Source organism: Hymenobacter sp. NBH84 (assembly GCF_014217645.1).
Classification (GTDB): Bacteria; Bacteroidota; Bacteroidia; order Cytophagales; family Hymenobacteraceae; genus Hymenobacter; species Hymenobacter profundi.
In genome coordinates, this window is record NZ_CP043644.1 from 1,920,503 (window position 1) to 1,938,581 (window position 18,079).

General features: G+C 54.2%; 12 protein-coding genes. 3 read left to right on the plus strand and 9 right to left on the minus strand.

The features are described from left to right. Positions 1-134: 134 nt before the first annotated feature. A complete protein-coding gene (locus F1C16_RS08120; protein ID WP_185283822.1) occupies positions 135-572 on the minus strand; it encodes a hypothetical protein in 438 nt (145 codons plus the stop codon). A gap of 414 nt (positions 573-986) precedes the next feature. Next, the gene (locus F1C16_RS08125) at positions 987-2,225 is read right to left on the minus strand and encodes an ABC transporter permease (protein WP_185283824.1); all 1,239 of its coding nucleotides are present in this window, start codon (positions 2,223-2,225) and stop codon (positions 987-989) included. 223 nt (positions 2,226-2,448) lie between these two features. On the opposite strand from F1C16_RS08125, the gene F1C16_RS08130 reads away from it, so the two are divergent. Together F1C16_RS08130 and F1C16_RS08135 are read left to right on the plus strand one after the other, a co-directional pair. After that, positions 2,449-3,726, plus strand: a complete 1,278-nt coding sequence (locus F1C16_RS08130; RefSeq protein WP_185283826.1) for an asparagine synthetase B — start codon at positions 2,449-2,451, stop codon at positions 3,724-3,726. Positions 3,727-3,819: 93 nt separating this feature from the next. After that, complete coding sequence (locus tag F1C16_RS08135; RefSeq protein ID WP_185283827.1) at positions 3,820-4,917, plus strand: Tat pathway signal protein; 1,098 nt, start codon at positions 3,820-3,822, stop codon at positions 4,915-4,917. A gap of 128 nt (positions 4,918-5,045) precedes the next feature. Here F1C16_RS08135 and F1C16_RS08140 read toward each other — a convergent pair whose 3' ends face one another. The 4 genes from F1C16_RS08140 to lpxK all read right to left on the minus strand — a co-directional run bounded on the left by F1C16_RS08140 (position 5,046) and on the right by lpxK (position 11,032). After that, a complete protein-coding gene (locus F1C16_RS08140; protein WP_258049069.1) occupies positions 5,046-7,007 on the minus strand; it encodes a glycoside hydrolase family 2 protein in 1,962 nt (653 codons plus the stop codon). Positions 7,008-7,215: 208 nt separating this feature from the next. After that, positions 7,216-7,812: a tRNA-(ms[2]io[6]A)-hydroxylase gene (locus F1C16_RS08145; RefSeq protein ID WP_185283829.1), complete on the minus strand. Its 597-nt coding sequence runs from the start codon at positions 7,810-7,812 to the stop codon at positions 7,216-7,218. A 78-nt stretch (positions 7,813-7,890) separates the two neighbouring features. Next, positions 7,891-9,984: a putative porin gene (locus F1C16_RS08150; RefSeq protein WP_185283831.1), complete on the minus strand. Its 2,094-nt coding sequence runs from the start codon at positions 9,982-9,984 to the stop codon at positions 7,891-7,893. After that, positions 9,977-11,032 carry a tetraacyldisaccharide 4'-kinase gene (gene lpxK, locus F1C16_RS08155; RefSeq protein ID WP_185283833.1) on the minus strand — a complete coding sequence of 352 codons (1,056 nt, stop codon included), beginning with the start codon at positions 11,030-11,032 and terminating at the stop codon, positions 9,977-9,979. The genes F1C16_RS08150 and lpxK overlap by 8 nt, the downstream gene beginning before the upstream one ends. 105 nt (positions 11,033-11,137) lie before the next feature. On the opposite strand from lpxK, the gene F1C16_RS08160 reads away from it, so the two are divergent. Beyond that, positions 11,138-11,818, plus strand: coding sequence for a uracil-DNA glycosylase family protein (locus F1C16_RS08160; RefSeq protein WP_185283835.1), 681 nt, complete (start codon positions 11,138-11,140; stop codon positions 11,816-11,818). 63 nt (positions 11,819-11,881) lie between these two features. Here F1C16_RS08160 and F1C16_RS08165 read toward each other — a convergent pair whose 3' ends face one another. Genes F1C16_RS08165 through F1C16_RS08175 form a run of 3 tightly spaced genes read right to left on the minus strand, consistent with a single transcriptional unit; the run spans position 11,882 to position 17,509 of the window. Further along, a complete protein-coding gene (locus F1C16_RS08165; RefSeq protein WP_185283836.1) occupies positions 11,882-12,568 on the minus strand; it encodes a DUF3823 domain-containing protein in 687 nt (228 codons plus the stop codon). 9 nt (positions 12,569-12,577) lie between these two features. After that, positions 12,578-14,440, minus strand: coding sequence for a RagB/SusD family nutrient uptake outer membrane protein (locus F1C16_RS08170; RefSeq protein WP_185283838.1), 1,863 nt, complete (start codon positions 14,438-14,440; stop codon positions 12,578-12,580). Positions 14,441-14,455: 15 nt separating this feature from the next. Continuing rightward, the gene (locus tag F1C16_RS08175) at positions 14,456-17,509 is read right to left on the minus strand and encodes a TonB-dependent receptor (RefSeq protein ID WP_258049070.1); all 3,054 of its coding nucleotides are present in this window, start codon (positions 17,507-17,509) and stop codon (positions 14,456-14,458) included. Positions 17,510-18,079 lie beyond the last annotated feature (570 nt).

Sequence of the window (18,079 nt, forward strand, 5' to 3'; positions counted from 1 at the left end):
GTCTGGCATCTACTAAGCGTTGAGTGTATACAAATTGCGGAGAATGCTACACAAAACGCAGCAGCATAGTACAGTTCATAAAAAAAGCACCGGTAGGTACCGGTGCTTCTTAGTTGATTAGGTGGGTAGCAACCCTAGCTGAGCTGCCGCTGCATCAGTTCCATCATTTGTTGCATCATGCGCTGCTGCTCCTGTAAATGCTGATTGCGCATCTCGGCCATAGCCAACTGATGCGCCATTTGCTGCGTGTAAAGGGCCGTTTGCCAGCTTGCATCGGAAGCGGCCGGAGCAGCCGGCATAGCAGCCGGAGCAGCTACAACGGGCGCTGGCGCTGGGGGTAACGAAGCAATTGGCGGCGTCGGGGCGGGCGCTACTGGCTCAGGCGCTGCTGGTGCTGGAGCAGGCGCTTGCACTACCGGCTCGGGGGCCACTGGGGCAGGCGCCGGTGTTGGTGTGGCCGCTACGGGTGTTGGCGCGGGTAATTCTTCTACGGGTGCCGGTGCGGTAGCAGCTACCGGAGGAGTAGCCACAAGCTGCGCTGCTTCGGCGGGAGCCACAGTGGTGGCAAACATAGTCCCTTCTCCTTGCATCAACCAATCTTTCGATACCGCTGGGTACGTCTCAAATATTTTACACAAAAGGTCAAATCCCGGCTTATTCCGCTCGTCTACAAGGTGTTGAATCACCGTTGCCGTTTTATCCAAAGACATAGCAAAGGCATTTTTGGAAATACCCAATTGTGCTATCAGCTGGCTGATTCGTTGCCCTACCGTGCTATTTGTGGCCATGTACGCTACCTTCTGTGAAAGCACAAATATATACATGTTTTTACATATCCATAATAACAACATTTGTATAATAGTATTTCACACGAAGATAGAGGAGCTGAAAAAGGGAGGTAAAAGAGTATCGCCGAACGATTGAACTCCTTTTACCTCCCTTTTCAACTCCTCTAATTCCGTGTGAAATCGGAATAGAGTAAAAACCTACTCGTAGCGAAGCGACTCGATGGGGTCGAGCTTGGCGGCTTTGCTGGCGGGGTAGTAGCCCGAGGCCAGCCCGACACTCACGCAGATAAGCAGGCCTAGCATAATCCAGACCCAGGGCACCAGGAAACCGCCGCCACCCACAAACAGCATTACGCCGTTGCCCATGGCCACGCCCAGCGCTACGCCCAAGGCACCTCCCAGCAGGCAAATCACAATGGCTTCCATTAGAAACTGTTGCCGAATCTGGCGGGAGGTAGCGCCCAAGGCCTTACGGATACCAATTTCACGAGTGCGCTCCGTCACAGATACCATCATGATATTCATGAGGGCAATGCTGGCGCCGAGCAGCGTGATGAATCCTACCAGAAAGCCCCCGATACGGATATTACCCGACAGCTCATCCAGCTTGGCAGCCAGCGAGTCGCTGCGCTCTATCTCAAAGGAATCGGGCTGGCCCAGGGCGTCGTGGCGCACGGCGCGCATGGAGCCGGTAGCCAGGCCGGTGAGGTAGGTGAGGTTATTGGGGTCAGGGGTAGCGGTTTTGATTTCGTAGTTCAGGGCCTGCTGACGGGGCATCTGGTTGCCGGTTTCCAGCGGAATCAGCACGGTGCGGTCGGCGCCACCGCCGCCCATGGTGCTGCCGCTTTTTTCCAGCTGGCCTACCACCAGAAAGCGGCGCCCCATCAGGTACACATACTCCCCTATCGGGCTCTGGCTCGGGAACAGCTTATCCTTGATTTCCTGCCCTACAATGGCCACGTTGGCGCCGCTTTCCAGTTCAGACGCCGAGAAGCTGCGGCCTGCCAGTAGGTTGTAGCTCTGAATCAACAGGTAGTTATCGTCGCCGGCCACTACGCGCATGTTGGGGTTGGTTTTCTCGCTACCCGCCTTCACCTCCACTGCTCCCGAAATAAAAGCCGAGATGCCCACCCGGCCTTCGTCGCCGATCTGCTGCTTGTACTGCCGGGCCTGCAAATAGGTGATAACCGGGTAGACTTTTTCCTGCACCCCCCCACGCCGGGAGCGATTATTATATCCTTTAGCACTGATTTCAAATGAGTTAGCCCCCAGACTAGCAAACGTCTGGCTCAGCGAGAACTTCATGGCGTCAATAGCCGTCAGAATACCAACCAGCGCCATAATGCCGATGCTCACGATGAGGGCCGTGAGGATGGTACGCAGCAGATTGCTCCGGATGGAACGGAACGCCTCCTTTATGTTTTCTAAAAAGTGCATGGCCAAACGTGGTGCAGCTACCCAGCAACGGGTCGGGTAGTAGGTAGTGCAAGGTAGGCGCTTTCGGCACAACTCCCGCCCCGTTTCGCTACATTTGTTTAGATGCGATATCAGCGGATATCGCGGCCAACGAGCCGAATAATTGGCATAGTACACGGGCTTTTATCTCGTTTTCCGGACTGAGCGCGTTGTTCTTTTTTCGCGGTTTTTAGTTGCTTATTCTATGTTGTCGAAGCGTTTACTTTCTCTCCTGCTGCTGGCTGTCCTCTGGGTAGGCACACCCGTGGCGGCTTGGGCCAACCATATTCTCATCCCGATGGATGAGGCCCAGAAAGAACACCTAAAGGCGTATGGTATTGCCTACTGGCTGCTGGGCAAACAGGTGGAAGTGGACTGGCTGCTGAATTACCGAGGCGGGGCCTTTGCCTTCGACGCGGTGGCTGGCGCCGAAAACGAGCTGGCCGTGCGCGGCGTCACGTACCAGGTGATTTCGGAGGCGCAGTACACTGGCGTGCTCAGCCAGATTGCCGACCCCAATGCCAACATGGACATCATGAAGCTGGAGAAGGTGCCCAAGATTGCGGTGTATACGCCCAAAGGTAAGCAGCCCTGGGACGACGCCGTGACGCTGGTGCTGGCCTACGCCGAAATTCCCTACACCCAGATTTACGACGACGAAGTGCTGCGCGGCGACCTGCCCAAGTACGATTGGCTGCACATTCACCACGAAGACTTTACGGGCGAGTATGGTAAGTTTTTCCGCAATTACCGCTTCCGCCCCTGGTACCAGCAGCAGCAGCGCGACTCGGAAGCCGCGGCCAAGCGCAACGGTTTTGCCAAAGTGAGTGAGATGAAGGGTGCCGTGGTGACCAAAATGCAGGCCTTTATTGCCGGCGGCGGCTTTATGTTTGCCATGTGCGGCGCTACCGACACCTACGATATTGCCCTGGCCGGCCTGGGCGTAGACATGGTAGAGAGCATGTACGACGGCGACGCGTCCGACCCGCAGGCCCAGCAGAAACTAAACTTCAACCGCACGCTGGCCTTCCAGAATTTCCAGATTGTGCGCGACCCATACGAGTACGAATTCTCCAACATCGACATGCAGCCCGCCGAGCGGGGCGTGTACGAGGGCAACGACTACTTCCAGCTGTTTACGTTCTCGGCCAAGTACGACCCCGTGCCCACCATGCTCACCCAGGACCACGAGAAGGTGATAAAGGGCTTTATGGGCCAGACAACCGCCTTCCGAAAGTCCCTCATCAAGCCCGATGTAGTAGTAATGGGCGAAAACAAGGCTTCCGGCGAAGTGCGCTACATGCACGGCACCCTGGGCAAAGGCACCTGGACGTTTTACGGCGGCCACGACCCCGAAGACTACCAACACATGGTAGAGGAAGAGCCCACCGACCTCGCCCTGCACCCTAACTCCCCCGGTTACCGCCTGATTCTCAACAACGTGCTTTTCCCGGCCGCAAAGAAAAAGAAGCAGAAGACCTAATAACAGTACTGTCATCCTTCGCAAGCTTAGGATGACAGTACTGTTATATTCGCCTTGACTTTCTTTGCCCTACCTCCAAAACCCTTCAACCCTATGACCAGCCGGCGAAATTTCGTTAAAAACAGCGTAGTAGCGGGCCTTTCAGCCACCTTATTGCCCAGCGTAGCCACCGCTGCCGTGCCCGCAGTCGCTCCCAAAACCCGTTGGAAACATTGGGTATGGACCAATCCCGACGCCAAAGACACCGAGCAGCAACTGGCTGAGCGCTACCGCAAGTATTACGAAGCAGGCGTACGCGGCATCTTTTTCGAGGCCGACAGCGAAAAGCATTGCCGCGCCGCTAAAGCCCAGAAGCTGGAGGCCCACCGCTGGATTTGGACCATGAACCGCGGCGAAAAGTCCTTGCTGCAAGCCCACCCCGAGTGGTACGCCGTGAGCCGCACGGGCAAGTCCTGCGCTACCCACCCGCCCTATGTAGACTACTACCGCTGGCTGTGCCCCTCGCGCGAGGAGGTGAAAAAGTACCTCGAAGACGACTACGCTGCCGCTCTCAAAAAGGACTACGTGGACGGCGTGCACCTCGATTACGTACGGTTCTGCGACGTAATCCTACCCGTGAATCTGTGGGACAAGTACAACATTGTGCAGACCAGCGAGTTGCCGGAGTACGATTTCTGCTACTGCTCGGTCTGCAAAGCCGCCTATAAGGCCGAGCACGGCATTGATATCGACACGGTGCAGTACCCGGAGGCCAGCCCCTCGTGGCGCCTGTTTCGCTACCAGCGTGTGAACCGGGTGGTAGAGCGACTGATGAAGGTGGCCCAGCAATACAAGAAGCCCATGACGGCCGCCGTGTTCCCTACCCCCGATATTGCTCACCGCAACGTGAAGCAGGACTGGGTGAACTGGAACATCAGCGGCGTGTGCCCCATGATCTACCACGGTTTCTACAAGGAAAACGTGGCCTGGATTGGGCAGGCCGTGGCTGAAGGCGTGCAGGCCCTAAACGGAAAATTTCCACTGTACGCCGGTCTATTTCTACCCGATTTTAAAAACAATCAGGAAGTACAGCAAGGCATTACCAACGCGCTTCGCAACGGCGCGGCCGGCGTATCGTTGTTCGGCGACGTGTCGGATGGGGCGTTGCTGGCGCTGAAAACAGCTTCGGCGCAGGTAAGCACGGCGCAGTAGCGTTTTCTTTGCTTTATAGACAAGAAAAAGCCGTCATGCTGAGCGGAGTCGAAGCATCTCTACTGGTAGTAATCACTCACGGTAGAGATGCTTCGACTCCGCTCAGCATGACGGCCTTTCAAAGTAGCTTATTTCACCTCCTTGAATAGCGGCGCGTGAATTTTGCGCAGCGTTTTCACCGGAATTTTGATGACCTCCCGGTCATACGTCAGCAGGCCGTTTACCTCGCCTTCTACGTCGGTGGTTTGAGTGTAGACGGCGGCAGAAAGTGCCCGATTTTGATAGTAATCGATGATTTTGGCGTATTTCTTCCGGTAGGCTTCTTCCACGGTTTTGGCGTCGTGATAGGTCTGGTAGCCCCAGTTGCGCATCTCGGGGTTCCAGAGGTGGCCTTCGATGGGCCAGCCGATGCCGCCAAACTCCCCTATTACTACGGCGCGGTTAGGCTTAGCCTCTGGGGCGCGGGGCTCCTCCTCGTAGGTGTGAATATCGAAAAAGTCGCCGGCACCCCGGTCGTTCCAGCCGCTCACGGCATTTACCAGGCGGCTCGGGTCGAGCTTCTGCGTTTGGGCAGCCAGGCGCTGGTTGTCGTACTCGCCCCAGCCCTCGTTGTGCACCACCCACGTCACGATGCTGGGGTGGTTGTAGAGGCGGTCTATCATGCGGTGCAGCTCCAGTTCAAATTGCTCTTTGGCCAGCGAGCGACGCAGCGGTTCCTGCTGCACGCCGTTGTGGTCGTTTTGCGAGGTATGATCCAGGAAGCCGGAGGGCATGTCCTGCCAAATCAAGATTCCCAACCGGTCGGCCTGGTAATAGTAGCGGTCGGGCTCTACTTTGATGTGCTTGCGCAACATGTTGAAGCCGGATTGTTTCAGAAAGTCTATCTCGAAAATCATGGCCTCATCCGAAGGCGGCGTGAGCAGCCCGGCTGGCCACCAACCCTGGTCAAGCGGACCGTTCTGAAACACAAACTTATCGTTAAGCAGCAGCACCGGCTGCCCCTGTACCGGCCCCGGCCCCAGCGAAATCTTGCGCATGGCAAAGTAGCCCGTCACTACATCTGTAGGCGTGCCTACCACAGAGGCCTTGGCGTAGGCGTCGGCTAAGGCCCGGCCGCCGCGGGGGCGCTGGTTGCGGGCCATGTCGCCGAAGGGGTCTTCCACGGTCACTAGCTCCGTCCTCACATCATACAAAAACGGTTTGTCGGGCGACCAGAGCTTGGGTTTGGCGATGGTGAGGTAGGCCACCTGCCCTACCTTAACCACTGTGCTAGCCACCGTTTTCTTCCCATCCATGGCCGTGACGCGGATGGCGCTGGTGTAATTTCTTTCGCTAACCGGGCGGTGCAGGAGCGCCTCCACGCGCAGGCGGCTGGAGTCTACCTCGGGCGTCAGGCGCACCTCTTCGAGGTAGCCGGCGGTGGGCACTGGCTCCATCCACACCGTTTGCCAGATACCCGACACGGGTGTGTACCAAATGCCTTCGGGGTTGGTGACCTGCTTGCCGCGGGGCTGCTCGCCGGTGGAGCTGGGGTCCGTCACGCCCAGCACGAGCTCATTGTCGCCTTCAGTCTTTAGAAAATCTGTAATGTCGAAGCTAAATGGGTCAGAACCACCAGTGTGGCTGCCCACCAGTCCGCCGTTCAGCCACAGGCTGCATTCATAATCTACAGCTCCAAAATGCAGCAGTATTCGCTGGCCCTGCCACTGCGTGGGTACTTGCAGGAAGCGGCGGTACCAAAGGCGCTGCTCGGGGCGCAGGGGTTTGGTTACGCCCGAAAGGGTTGATTCCACGCAGAAGGGCACCAGAATCTTCCCTTCAAACGAGGTAGGCGCAGGCACCGTTTGGGTGGTGATGGCGTAGTCCCACTGCCCGTTCAGGTTCTGCCACTGCGGGCGCACCAGTTGGGGGCGCGGGTACTCGCGCCAGGCGTCGTCGGGGGTTACTTTCTTCTCCCATCGGCTCATAATGGGCGCCTTGCGCACCTCGGGGGTGGTAGTGGCTGGCGCCTGCGCCCGAGCGTTGGGCGCCGCGCCGAGCAAGGCCGCGCCGAGGCTGGCGAGTAAACTAATGCGTTTTAAGTGCATCATGCATGTAGGGTTTTGGTGAGTGGAAGCGCGGAATAGCCGGTGAGCCGTAAGCCGTAGTATAGCATATCCGTTTGAAACTACACGATATACCCGGCTTGCCTAAGGACTGCCTTCTACCCTAAAGGCTGCTTACTTCCTCCGTACTGCGTACCTACTCTTTCCCCTACCCTATCTAACTCTACAGTAGCCTGCTACCTGCTCTTGCCAGTTAGTGCATTCGGTCGTCGCGCACGGGCAAGTTGGTCACAATATCGCCTTCAATTTTCAGCAGCTCCTGCAAGCGGATGTCTACGTCTTTGGGGTCGCAGTATTCTTTGGCCAGGTCCACGTAGCTCACAAAGTGGCCGGCTTCCGACACCATCAATTCATAGTAAAACTGGCTCAGCTCGGGGTCGGGAATGTGTTTCCAGAGCAGCTTGAACCGCTCACAACTGCGGGCTTCAATGAGGGCCGATACCAGAAGCTGGTCCATGAGCTGCCGCTCGCGGGCGCCGCCCTTGCGCACGTGCGTCATCAACTGCACCACGTACTCGTCGCGGCGGGGGCGGCCCAGTTGGTGGCCACGCTTGCGCAACTCTTCCAGCACCCGCTCGAAGTGGCTCCACTCTTCAGCCACCAGCAGCGTCAGTTCGTCCACCAACCGCGTTTTCTCGGGATACTTCACAATCAGTGAAATGCCGGTGCTGGCCGCCTTCTGCTCGCAATAGGCGTGGTCGACGAGAATATCTTCGATGTTTTTGCTGGCAATATCCACCCACCGCGGGTCGGTATTCAGCTTGAGCTTGAGGATGGTTTTTTCTTTCATGAGGTCTTGGGGTCTTAGATTTTGAAGGGCGTAGTCGATGGTTAACAAGTAAAGAATATCAACTAAGACCCCAAGACCCTAATTAAAGAACTGCCAGCGGATGCCGAACTGGATGCGGCGCTGCTGGGCCGTGTAATAGGGCGTGGTGAAGTAGCCGTTGCCGGCCAGGCCCTGATTGAGGTAGGCCACTTTCACAAACACACCTACCGTTTTCACATCGGCGGCCAGAAACACGTTGATGACCGGGTAGTTGCGAATCTCGAAGCTGTTTTGCAGATAAAACTGCTGGGTGCTGGGGCTGTACTGATACGCCCGGTAGCTTGACTGGTAGTACATCTCAGCCCCAATCTGCCCAAACAGCGCCTTACGGAAAATCTCGTTCTGATAGTATACCCGCGACAGCGACACTAGCGTTGGAATACGAATCGGGTCGTTGCTGCCAGTTCCCTGGCCGCCGGCCGTGAAAGTGCCCTGATTGTCGAAGTGGAACTTGCCGTAGTTGAAACGGTGTCGGGCTGTGAGGGTGTATAGCTGTTGCCCCGTGCTAATCTGCACCGGCCGGCCATCCGTACCATAATATACTATATCATTGATATTGATAAGTGAACCGGATGCGTCCAGTTGGTGAATGCCCACCCGTTGCGAAGCCAATACAGTTAATTGGTTGACTTTGGTATTATTGAAACCAGTGTTTTGCCAGTTGAAGTGGTTGCCGCTGAAACGCTGCTGCGTGAGCGTAGGCGCATAACTAATACTTAGCACCTCACCCGTGAGTGGCCCTAGACGCGCCCGGCCACGCAACCTATATTCTCCACTAGCCAATAGATATTCGGCTTCTGTGTCAATCGCAAATAATTTGTAATTGAACGCTGCATTACCACCTACGAACACCTGTCCTACCAGCGGCACCTCACCCCGGTAAATGTCCCAAGGCTTCAGTACGCGAACATCGGCGGGGATGCTGGTACTAGGCAGCGGCACTTGCGGCGAGCGGCCCGCCGAGTCGGTGCCAGTCAGAGTAGAAAACAGGCTTTCCATGCGGAGGCTGATGTCGCGGCGACGGGCGTACACGCGATACTCCACTAAAGACTCTTTCCAGACCGTAGTACCCAGAAAGCCCAGCGTATTTTCCACCTGATGATAGGTAGCAATGTCGTTGGTTTTGGTGAGATTGAGGAAGGTATTGGGGTAGCCTGGATATTCCGGCCGGCCGCCTACGCGTACAATACCATTGTCGTAGAAGCGGTTGCGCTGTGAACTGTAATCCAGCACGTGAAAGGCCGTGAGGCCTTGCCCCAGCAGCCGGTAGGTGTGCGCTAGGTGCACGTTGTTACGCTCCTCCTCGTTGGCGGCGGTGGCACCACCAGCAGCTGTCTGCAACCAAACTGTTTGCGTACTGGGTTGTAGGAACAATAACCCATTTCTAACCAAGGAATCGGCTGCTGCCGAGTCACTATTACGCCGGATGCCGCCCTGCTCAATGGCGCGGTGCCGGGCCGTTGTCACGTTGAACAGGCCGTGGTACCGGTCGTTGGGCGATTGATAACGCATGAATACCAGCACGTTGGTGTGGCGCACCAAGTCGTTGCGGCCCGTTACGTCGGCCAGGGTTTTGGTCGACGTAAATCGTTCGTATACCGCGCCTACGTTGAAGTACTTCTTCACACTGCGTGCGTACGAAAGCCGGAACGTCGACTCGCCAGTACTACCCAGATTGAACTGAAAATACGAGTAGGGCGAGCGGGTATCGTAGTAGGGAATGGTAGCCGGATTGATGGCGTACTTATCGAATACGTTGCGCCCCAGACGGTTACCTAGCTGCGTGTTGGTCTGCCACAACAGCGGCCGGGTGGCAGTGCCCAGGTTGCCCAGGTCCTGCTGAAACGTGCTGTCGTGCAGCCAGTAGCGCTGCTGGGGTAGGCGTGTGAGAGTGGTATCCACCATCACTGGCGTGATGGTATCGCGCAGCACATCGGCCTCCCGGATGATGAACGTGGTCTTAGGCCCGTAGAGCACCTTGGTAGAGTCGTCTACAATCTGGGCGCTGGCGGCCAAGGGTAACAGCAATACCAGCGTAGTCAGTAGGCCCAACCAGCTCCCCCGATTCGGCGGCAACGATAACCACCGGCGCAGCAGCCGGCTCACAAGCAGGAAACGAAACAAATCAGACAACAGCGTGGGGCTGAAAAATAGGTGTCAGCAGTGCCAGCAAACGGCTTTCGCCATCGGCCAAGAACTGCACGTCAATCGGAATATAAAATAAAGGCCAGTTGGCTACTACCGCCCGCAACGCGGGCACTTGTAGACGGGCTGCATCTTTCTGCGTGGTGAAAACGCTAACACCCGGCCGTAATTGCGCAGCTACCTGCCGAAGCTCCGTTTCGCTGAACAAATGGTGGTCGGCAAAAGCCGCGTGGCTTACAATCTGGTACCCCGCCGTCTCCAAATATGTGCGTAACGGCGCCGGATTGGCAATGCCCGTCAGCAGCACTATATACTGGCTTTCAACTTCTTGCGGTTGATTTACAGCCACCGGAGCGCCGTATTGATACGCTGAGAACAAGACCGGTACCTGGGGCTGGGCATAGCGTCGCACGCGCCGCGCAATATCCTGCTGCTGGTCGGCGCTGAGGTGAGGGTCGCACTTCGTTACAATCACGGCGTCAGCCCGATGGGCGCCAGCGCGGCTTTCGCGCAAGCGTCCGGCCGGCAGCACGTAGCCCTCGTAAAACGGGCGCTGCTGCTCGGTGAGCAATAGGTTGAGGGTAGGGCACACGCGGTGGTGCTGGTAGGCATCATCGAGGACCACGGCGGTAGGTGGCTGGGGTAGCGCCAGTAGTTGTCGAATGCCGGCGCATCGGTCTTCACTCACGGCCACGGGTACTTGTCCCGCGAAATCTTGCTCATACTGCCGGGGCTCATCGCCAATGGTTTGGGCGGTGTCGGAGGGGGTAGCGAGGCGGTAGCCGCGGGTCTGGCGGCCATAGCCCCGGCTCAGAATAGCGGGGTGCTGACCGTGCCGAAGCAGCTGGCGCGTCAGCCAGACCACGTGGGGCGTTTTGCCGGTGCCGCCTACCCGCAGGTTGCCGACGTTTAACACAGGTATCGGAAACTGCTCGCTTTTCTTGATTCCTTTGGTGTACAACCAGTTGCGCACGTGCATTACCCCGGCGTAGAGCCAGGCAACAGGCAGCAGCAAGAGGATCAGCAGCGTGGGCATCAACAACGGGGGATGAACGGGCCAGCAAAAGTAGCGGGAAAAGCGCAGCAAACCCGACCATCGACGGTGAATAGGTCGTAGGAAAGCGTAACCCCTATTCTGCCCATGTCTAGTTTCGCCGACCGCCTGCTATCGTTTCTTACCGCGTTTCCGCTACCCGCCGCACCATTACCCGACAATGTGGTAGCGGTGAGCCCCTACCAGCAGCCCGAGCCGCTGCGGCTGCTTACGCAGTTTGCCCAGCGCTATTACGCTAGCAACCGCCCGCGCGTAGCGCTGCTGGGCATCAACCCCGGCCGGCTGGGCAATGGCCGCACTGGCGTGGCTTTCACCGACCCTACTGCCCTCTCGGCCTGGGGCATAGCTAACGATCTGCCGCGCCGCCGCGAACCGAGTAGCGAGTTTGTGCAGGCTGTGATTGTAGCAATGGGCGGGCCGCAGGTGTTCTACGAACATTTTTTTCTTGGCTCACTCTACCCTTTAGTACTATTGAAAAACGACTTAAACTATAATTTCTACGACTCGCCGGCCGTGACGCAGGCTTTGTGGCCCAACATCCAGCACTCCCTGCAACAAATGACTACGGAAGTAGGGCTGGCCCGCCACGCCGCCGTGTGCCTGGGCCGCCGCAACGGGCAGTACTTTCAGCGACTCAATGATGAATTACAGTTGTTTGACACCCTGCACATCCTCGACCACCCGCGCTACCTCATGCAGTATAAGCGCCGGGCACTGGCCGACAACGTAGCGCGGTACGTAGATGTATTAGGCCACCTCTTACTCTAATATACTAACCACAAAAAAGGCGGTCCAACGACCGCCTTTTTTGTGGTTAGTATAGCTAACGTCTCACTCAAGCTTTTGAACTGGTGTGAAAATAAATTCTCCTGTTCCAGCAGCTCGCACCCCAATACGGGCGTATACGATTCCTTTATTCGAGGCTGGTACGGAAACCGAGAAGCTTAAATCTTGATTTAAATTAGCCAGAGCAGCACCACTCTTCGCGTTCTGCGCTGTATTGTTAACGTTATCTACAAACTGAGTCCGACTTATAAATAGCGTAACCTGGTCGATATTTCTCGTGGAAACCTCTTGTTTTACCCGGCATGTAGCCGTTACAGTGGATCCGCTTCTTTGAATAGATGGATTTTGAATAGTGAAGTATGGTTGTACAGGTACATCTAGTACTGTATTACCACGCACCTGCACCTCAATGGTATCCGTATTATCCACCCAAGGACCATTGCCGCGGGTACGTACCATCTGGTAGTCGCCATCAAAGAGCGTGGCAGTGAAAGTACCATCCTGATCGACGAAGATTGGGAACTTTTCGAAGAACTGATATCCTGGCTGCCACAACTCCAGCATAGTTGATCTGTTGCCTAAGTCCTGCGAGGAATTAGATCGAACCCCCACAACTTGATCCTGATATACAATTCGACCACTAAGCGTAGAGCTTGGTGGGTCAACATTGTCTTTGGCGCAGCTTGCCAGCAAAACAGCGCCAGCTAGTAGGCTATACAATAGTGCTTTCATGAGTAGGCCTTATTGGAAGGGGTTACGAACAAGTTTAGGATTATTATTGAGTACGCCTTGGTCAATAGCTGAATAATAATTGCCCAAGCGGAAGTTACGCGGCGCACGGAAACGTGGTGCTTGCAACTTCAAAAACACATACTTACCATCGCGGGAGTCGCCAGGCCGCACAATGCGATAGGGATACAACGCATACAGCACAGCATTGGGGTTGGCGCTGTTACCGTTCCATAAAACGTGAGCCCGCCGCCAGCGCCTTAGGTCCCACACTCGGTGGTCTTCAAAAGCTAATTCTACCCGGCGCTCGTTCTCTAGCCGTAAGCGAGTGAGCGAGGTCAGGCTATTGGCAGGAAAGCCGGCCCGTTGCCGAACCCGGTTTACATACGTTAGTGCCTCGGCCTCATTTCCCAATTCCAAAGCCGCTTCCGAAGCGTTAAGTAGCACTTCGCCCAGGCGGAAACGAACCCACCATGTGTCACTCAGTACGCCGCGTGTACTAGCCTTTGGTGTTGCGTCAATGTATTTACGCAGGTAGAATCCTGTGTTGGAAACTTCTACCTCCGAGCGCTGCGGCCCCGAGCTACCCGTTAGTAATTTATTGTCACCATTGGGATAGGTAGGCGGACCGTATGTGCTTGCTAGACCACCTTCTAAGGTGTTATAGGAACTACCGTTCCAGACCATCACACCCGCCTGAATCTGCACTTCACGCCCGGCAAACGTAGTACCGGGATAAATAACCGTGCCGTAGAGACGTGCGTCTTTATTGGCAAAAGGTGCGCTCAGATTATCGTAGTAAATGAAATCGGAGTTATCCGCCGTACGAGTTTTTATTTCGCCTGATGTTCCATCCAGATATTCATATGCCTCTACCAGATTCAGTGCAGGAGTTATAATGGAAGAGGATAAGTTGTCTTCCCGAATACCGCGAGGAATGTTATCATAGGTAAACCCGTGCCGCCGGTCTCTGGCTACTAGAAAGTCTTTCGCCAGAATTACTTCCGGATTAGATGTTTTTCGGGTGATGGCATCGTAAAAGTTCTCGCCCAGATTCGGGTTCGTGGTATACAACTGGTAGGGACCGGCTAATACTTCTTTGGATGCATCTAGCGATTTTTGATAATATTCTCTTGCCCGACTAGCAGGGATACCTACTTCTCCACCAGGTGTTTGAATATTCAGCCCCGACTCTGCATTGTATTTGGCAATAGAAGCGGCATACAGCATCGCACGGCTCTTGAGCGCCATAGCCGCGTACCGGTTAGCCCGTGTGTTACTACCGTCGTTGCCAATATCGTTTTTGATAGCATCCAGCTCACTAGCCACGAAATCGTATACAGCAGCCTCTGTATCGCGAGGTTTTTGCAGCGGTGAGGGGTCGCCACTGAAGTCGTAAATCAATTGCTGCGTAACCAGTGGAACACCGCCTTCGCGTTTCACCATCTCAAAGTACATGTAGGCTCGCAAAAAGCGAAACTCTGCTTTGAATTGGTTTTTCTGCGCCTCAGGTAGCGTCGTGCTATACTTATCAATGTTCTCTAGCGCTAAGTTGATATCGCGAATCAGGCCATAATCCCAGTTAAACCACCGGCCGTAGCCATAATCAACTAGGTTATTAGACCCATCGCCACCGCCCGACCACGTAGCCTCGTCGTACGCCGCAAATTGCTCCCAGCCAGCATCTATCTGGGAATGAGCCGGCAGGCGGTCGTAGTTGTTAGCGAGCAGACTAGTAATCAGCGTAGCATCATTCCAGATCTGCTCATCCAGCACAATGTTAGGTGGGTCTCGCTCCAAAAAGTCCTTTTCACAGGCAGAAAGGCTTAGGAGTAGTCCGGCACTAAGTGCAAGTGTTTTATAGGTAAGTTGCATGATGAAATAGGAAGGTTAGAAGCCGATAGAGAAACCCGCGTTGTAGAGGCGCTGGGGCGGATATACCAAGCCACCGTTATTCGAAATTTCTGGGTCTAGATCAAACTCCTTTAGGTTGTCAAATGAGTAGAGATTGGTACCGTTGATGTACACGCGCAACGATCCTACCCCAAATCGCTCCAGGAAAGGCTTACCAACTGTATAGGCCAGTTCCAGATTGCGCACGCGCAGATACCGCACGTTGGTGAGCCAGTAGTCGCTGCGGCGGTTGTAGTTCGGGTGGCCGCCATCATCGCGCCGGATAGCCGGAAACTTACCTGGAATCCAGGGGCTGTCGTTATTAAAGGGGTCTTCGCGGTGCCACCGATCCTCGAAGAGGTAGTTGGGCGACGTGCCGTTGTTCTGAAAAGGAATGCGCTGCTCTACCTCGCGGCGGTAGGTTTGCATGCCAGCCCCTACCAAATCGAAGTTGAGCGAGAAGCCTTTGTAGCCTAGACTGGTATTAAGCGCGTAGGTGAAGTAGGGTGTTGCTCCTTCCGTATAGCCGATAGGCCGTTCGTCGAGGTAGTTAATAACCCCATCATTATTCACATCCTTGTAAATCAGATCACCTGGCAGCTGGTTGCGGTTGCCTTGCCCATCATTGTTGACTGTGTACTCAGCAATTTGCTGTTCCGACTGGAATTGACCAATCACCTGGTAGCCCCAGTTGAGGTATGCCCACCGGTCGTTAATCGAGCTACGATATTCTTCCCAGGAATTACCAAAACGAGGCTTGTATTGCTTCAAATCCCGGTTGCGCGCCATAGTAGCGTGCGCACTCACTGTATATGTGAAGTCATTTACAGCGCTGGAGTACGTTATAATACCTTCCATTCCGCGCACAGCGTCGGAATTAAGGTTTTCTGGGGGCAACGGATAGCCTACCTCGTTGGGCAGCAGTACGTCGTAGCGGCCAGCAAGCAACCCTTTACGACGGCGCTCGAAGATATCGAACTGTCCTGTTAGCTTACCTTCCAAGAAACCAGCATCTATACCAATATTTGCCGTTTGGTTTGTCACCCACGACAGCGTAGTAATGGGAGGATTACGCGGGTCGATACCAATTACGTAGCTACCATTGAAGATGGAGCTACGATCAGGAAATTGATAGCCACCAACGTAGCTGAAGCGGTCTACAATAAAGTTATTGTTGATAACATCGCTACCCGTACGGCCATAGCTACCGCGCAGCTTCAGTTCACTCAGCACATTTCCAACCCGTTCTTTGATGAAAGGCTCTTCGGTGATGCGCCATCCAAGCGAAGCGCCGGGGAAGAAACCATAGCGGCTACCCTCCCGAAACAGAAAAGAACCATCATAGCGACCTAATACTTCGACCAGATACTTCTGCTTATAGTTATAGTTAACGCGACCAATATAGCCTGCCCGTGCCTGCTCCCGAATGGCATCATCTAGGTTGCGGGCGTTGGCGAATAATAGCAGTGGAATGGTGTTGTTGGGCGGTACTGTATTGAGGCCATACTCTCGGTCGTCTGTGTCGTAACGCTCATACGCCGCTACAGCCGCTACCCCATGGTCGCCAAACGTTTTATTATAATTTAACTGAAACTGCCCATATCGGTCGATAACGTTTCGGGTCCGTCTTTCACGATAGGGGTTTTGGTTACCGAACGAAGGATTAGTTTCGTAGGTATCCGTGGCTGCATTATAGCGATAAGCGTTGTAGGTGTATTCAAAACCGTTTGCAATGCGGTTGGCCAAGCTGTAAGACCCAATTACCTTCGCAGTCAAACCAAAATCAAAGTCATACTGGGCTGTTAGGTTAACCTTGCCGGCCCGCCAGTAGTCCTGAAAATATCCCGTAACGTCTTCCGTATACGTGGCCGGATTCACGTTAACGTTGTGTGTCTGATTGATGTAATTGGGGTTATCATTGGCATAAGGCCGCTCAGTAGGCCACATACTGAACACGCTCAGCAACGGATTAAAATAGTCGTCTCCCCCAGGTACTCCCAGTGTGTAGCGGTCTTCCACACGCCCGGAAATCTGCGTGCCAATGGTTAGTCGCTTCGTGATATTTGCGTCTATATTGGCCTGTAAGTTGGTCCGCTTGAAATGGAAATCCCGAATGAGAGCATCTTGACTTAAATGGGAGCCCGACACATAGAACCGGATATTATCTGAGCCGCCTGATATACTACCATTGATATAAGTCTGCGGTACATTCGGTCGAAATATCATTTTATAGTAGTCGAAGTTTTCGTAGCCAGGAGCACCCGTACGCCATTTCTCCAACACTTCCGGGGTAATATTTTCGCCTTTTACCGGCTCATTAATTGCACCCCTATTTTGGTTCTGGCCTGCTTCGGCCAATGCCCGTACGTGCTGGTAAGCAGTGGCTGGATGCGGAAAGCGAGTAAAATTTTGCAAACCGTAGTAGCCAGATATATTAACGGTTGGTTTACCTTTTGTGCCCCGCTTCGTCGTCACTAACACAACACCATTAGCAGCACGAAGCCCATAAATAGCAGCCGAAGCATCTTTTAGAATCGAGATGTTCTCAATATCATTCTGCCCTAAGTTGTTGAATTGACCTTCATCAGCTACTACGCCGTCGATAACAAACAACGGACTACCCATATTACGGATCTGAATATTGGTGCCTCCGCCAGGGCGCGCGTCGGGCTGGCGGGCCGAAATACCGGGCACCCTACCTACGAGTGCACTAGAGGTAGTGGTAGCTGGCGTGCGAGTTAGCTGAGTAGAGTTAGTAGTACTAATGGCTCCCGTTACCGTGGCCCTGGACTGCGTACCATACCCTACCACCACTACTTCGCCCAGTGACTTCTGGTCGGCGCCTAATTGAATATTGAGGCGCGCACCGGCAGCTGCAGCTATTTCCTGAGTTTGATAGCCAATGAACGAGACTACCAGCGTCGAGCCCTCTGGTACCACCAAGCTGAAATTACCGTCTGCGTCGGTTTGAGCACCATTGGCAGTTCCTTTCTGCACTACGTTCACGCCAGGAATGGCATCCCCCTTCGTGTCTACTACCCGTCCTTGCACTGTAATATCAGCTGGTGTAGCAACAACAAGTGGTGTAATAACGGTTACAGCATTCGTAGGGAGTGCGTACGTCGGTTGATTCGACGTTAGTCCAAGTGCTGTGCATAGCACAATCGGCACGATAGCATGTTTGGACTGCACTACGCTGCGTTGCCGCTTATTGCGTATTCGATTATCCATAATTCTGTAAGTTGTTTTGGTAGAAAGGTAAGCTTGTGAGTAGGATGAAAAGGGAAGGCTGTTATCAGTTCATAGGCTGTGGGAGTAAAGGTTAAAATTGAGTTTTTATCTATGCAAACGTTTGCAATTCTTTTGCGTAAAAACCGATTGCTATTTGCGTTGAGAGAGCTCTAAAATATTGTCGTGAAAACCCTTTCAATAGAATCATTGTAATTAGTCGTATTTCTAAAGCTCTTTACAGGAGCTAATTATATTGAATTACCACAAGAAAAAGTATTCATTAGAGCAAAAAATCATCAACTATTCATCTTTACCTGCTTTGCGAGGCATAAAGGCAGAAAATATATAGCCGCTACACAAACGTTTGCGTCAATTGTAAACAGGAATCGT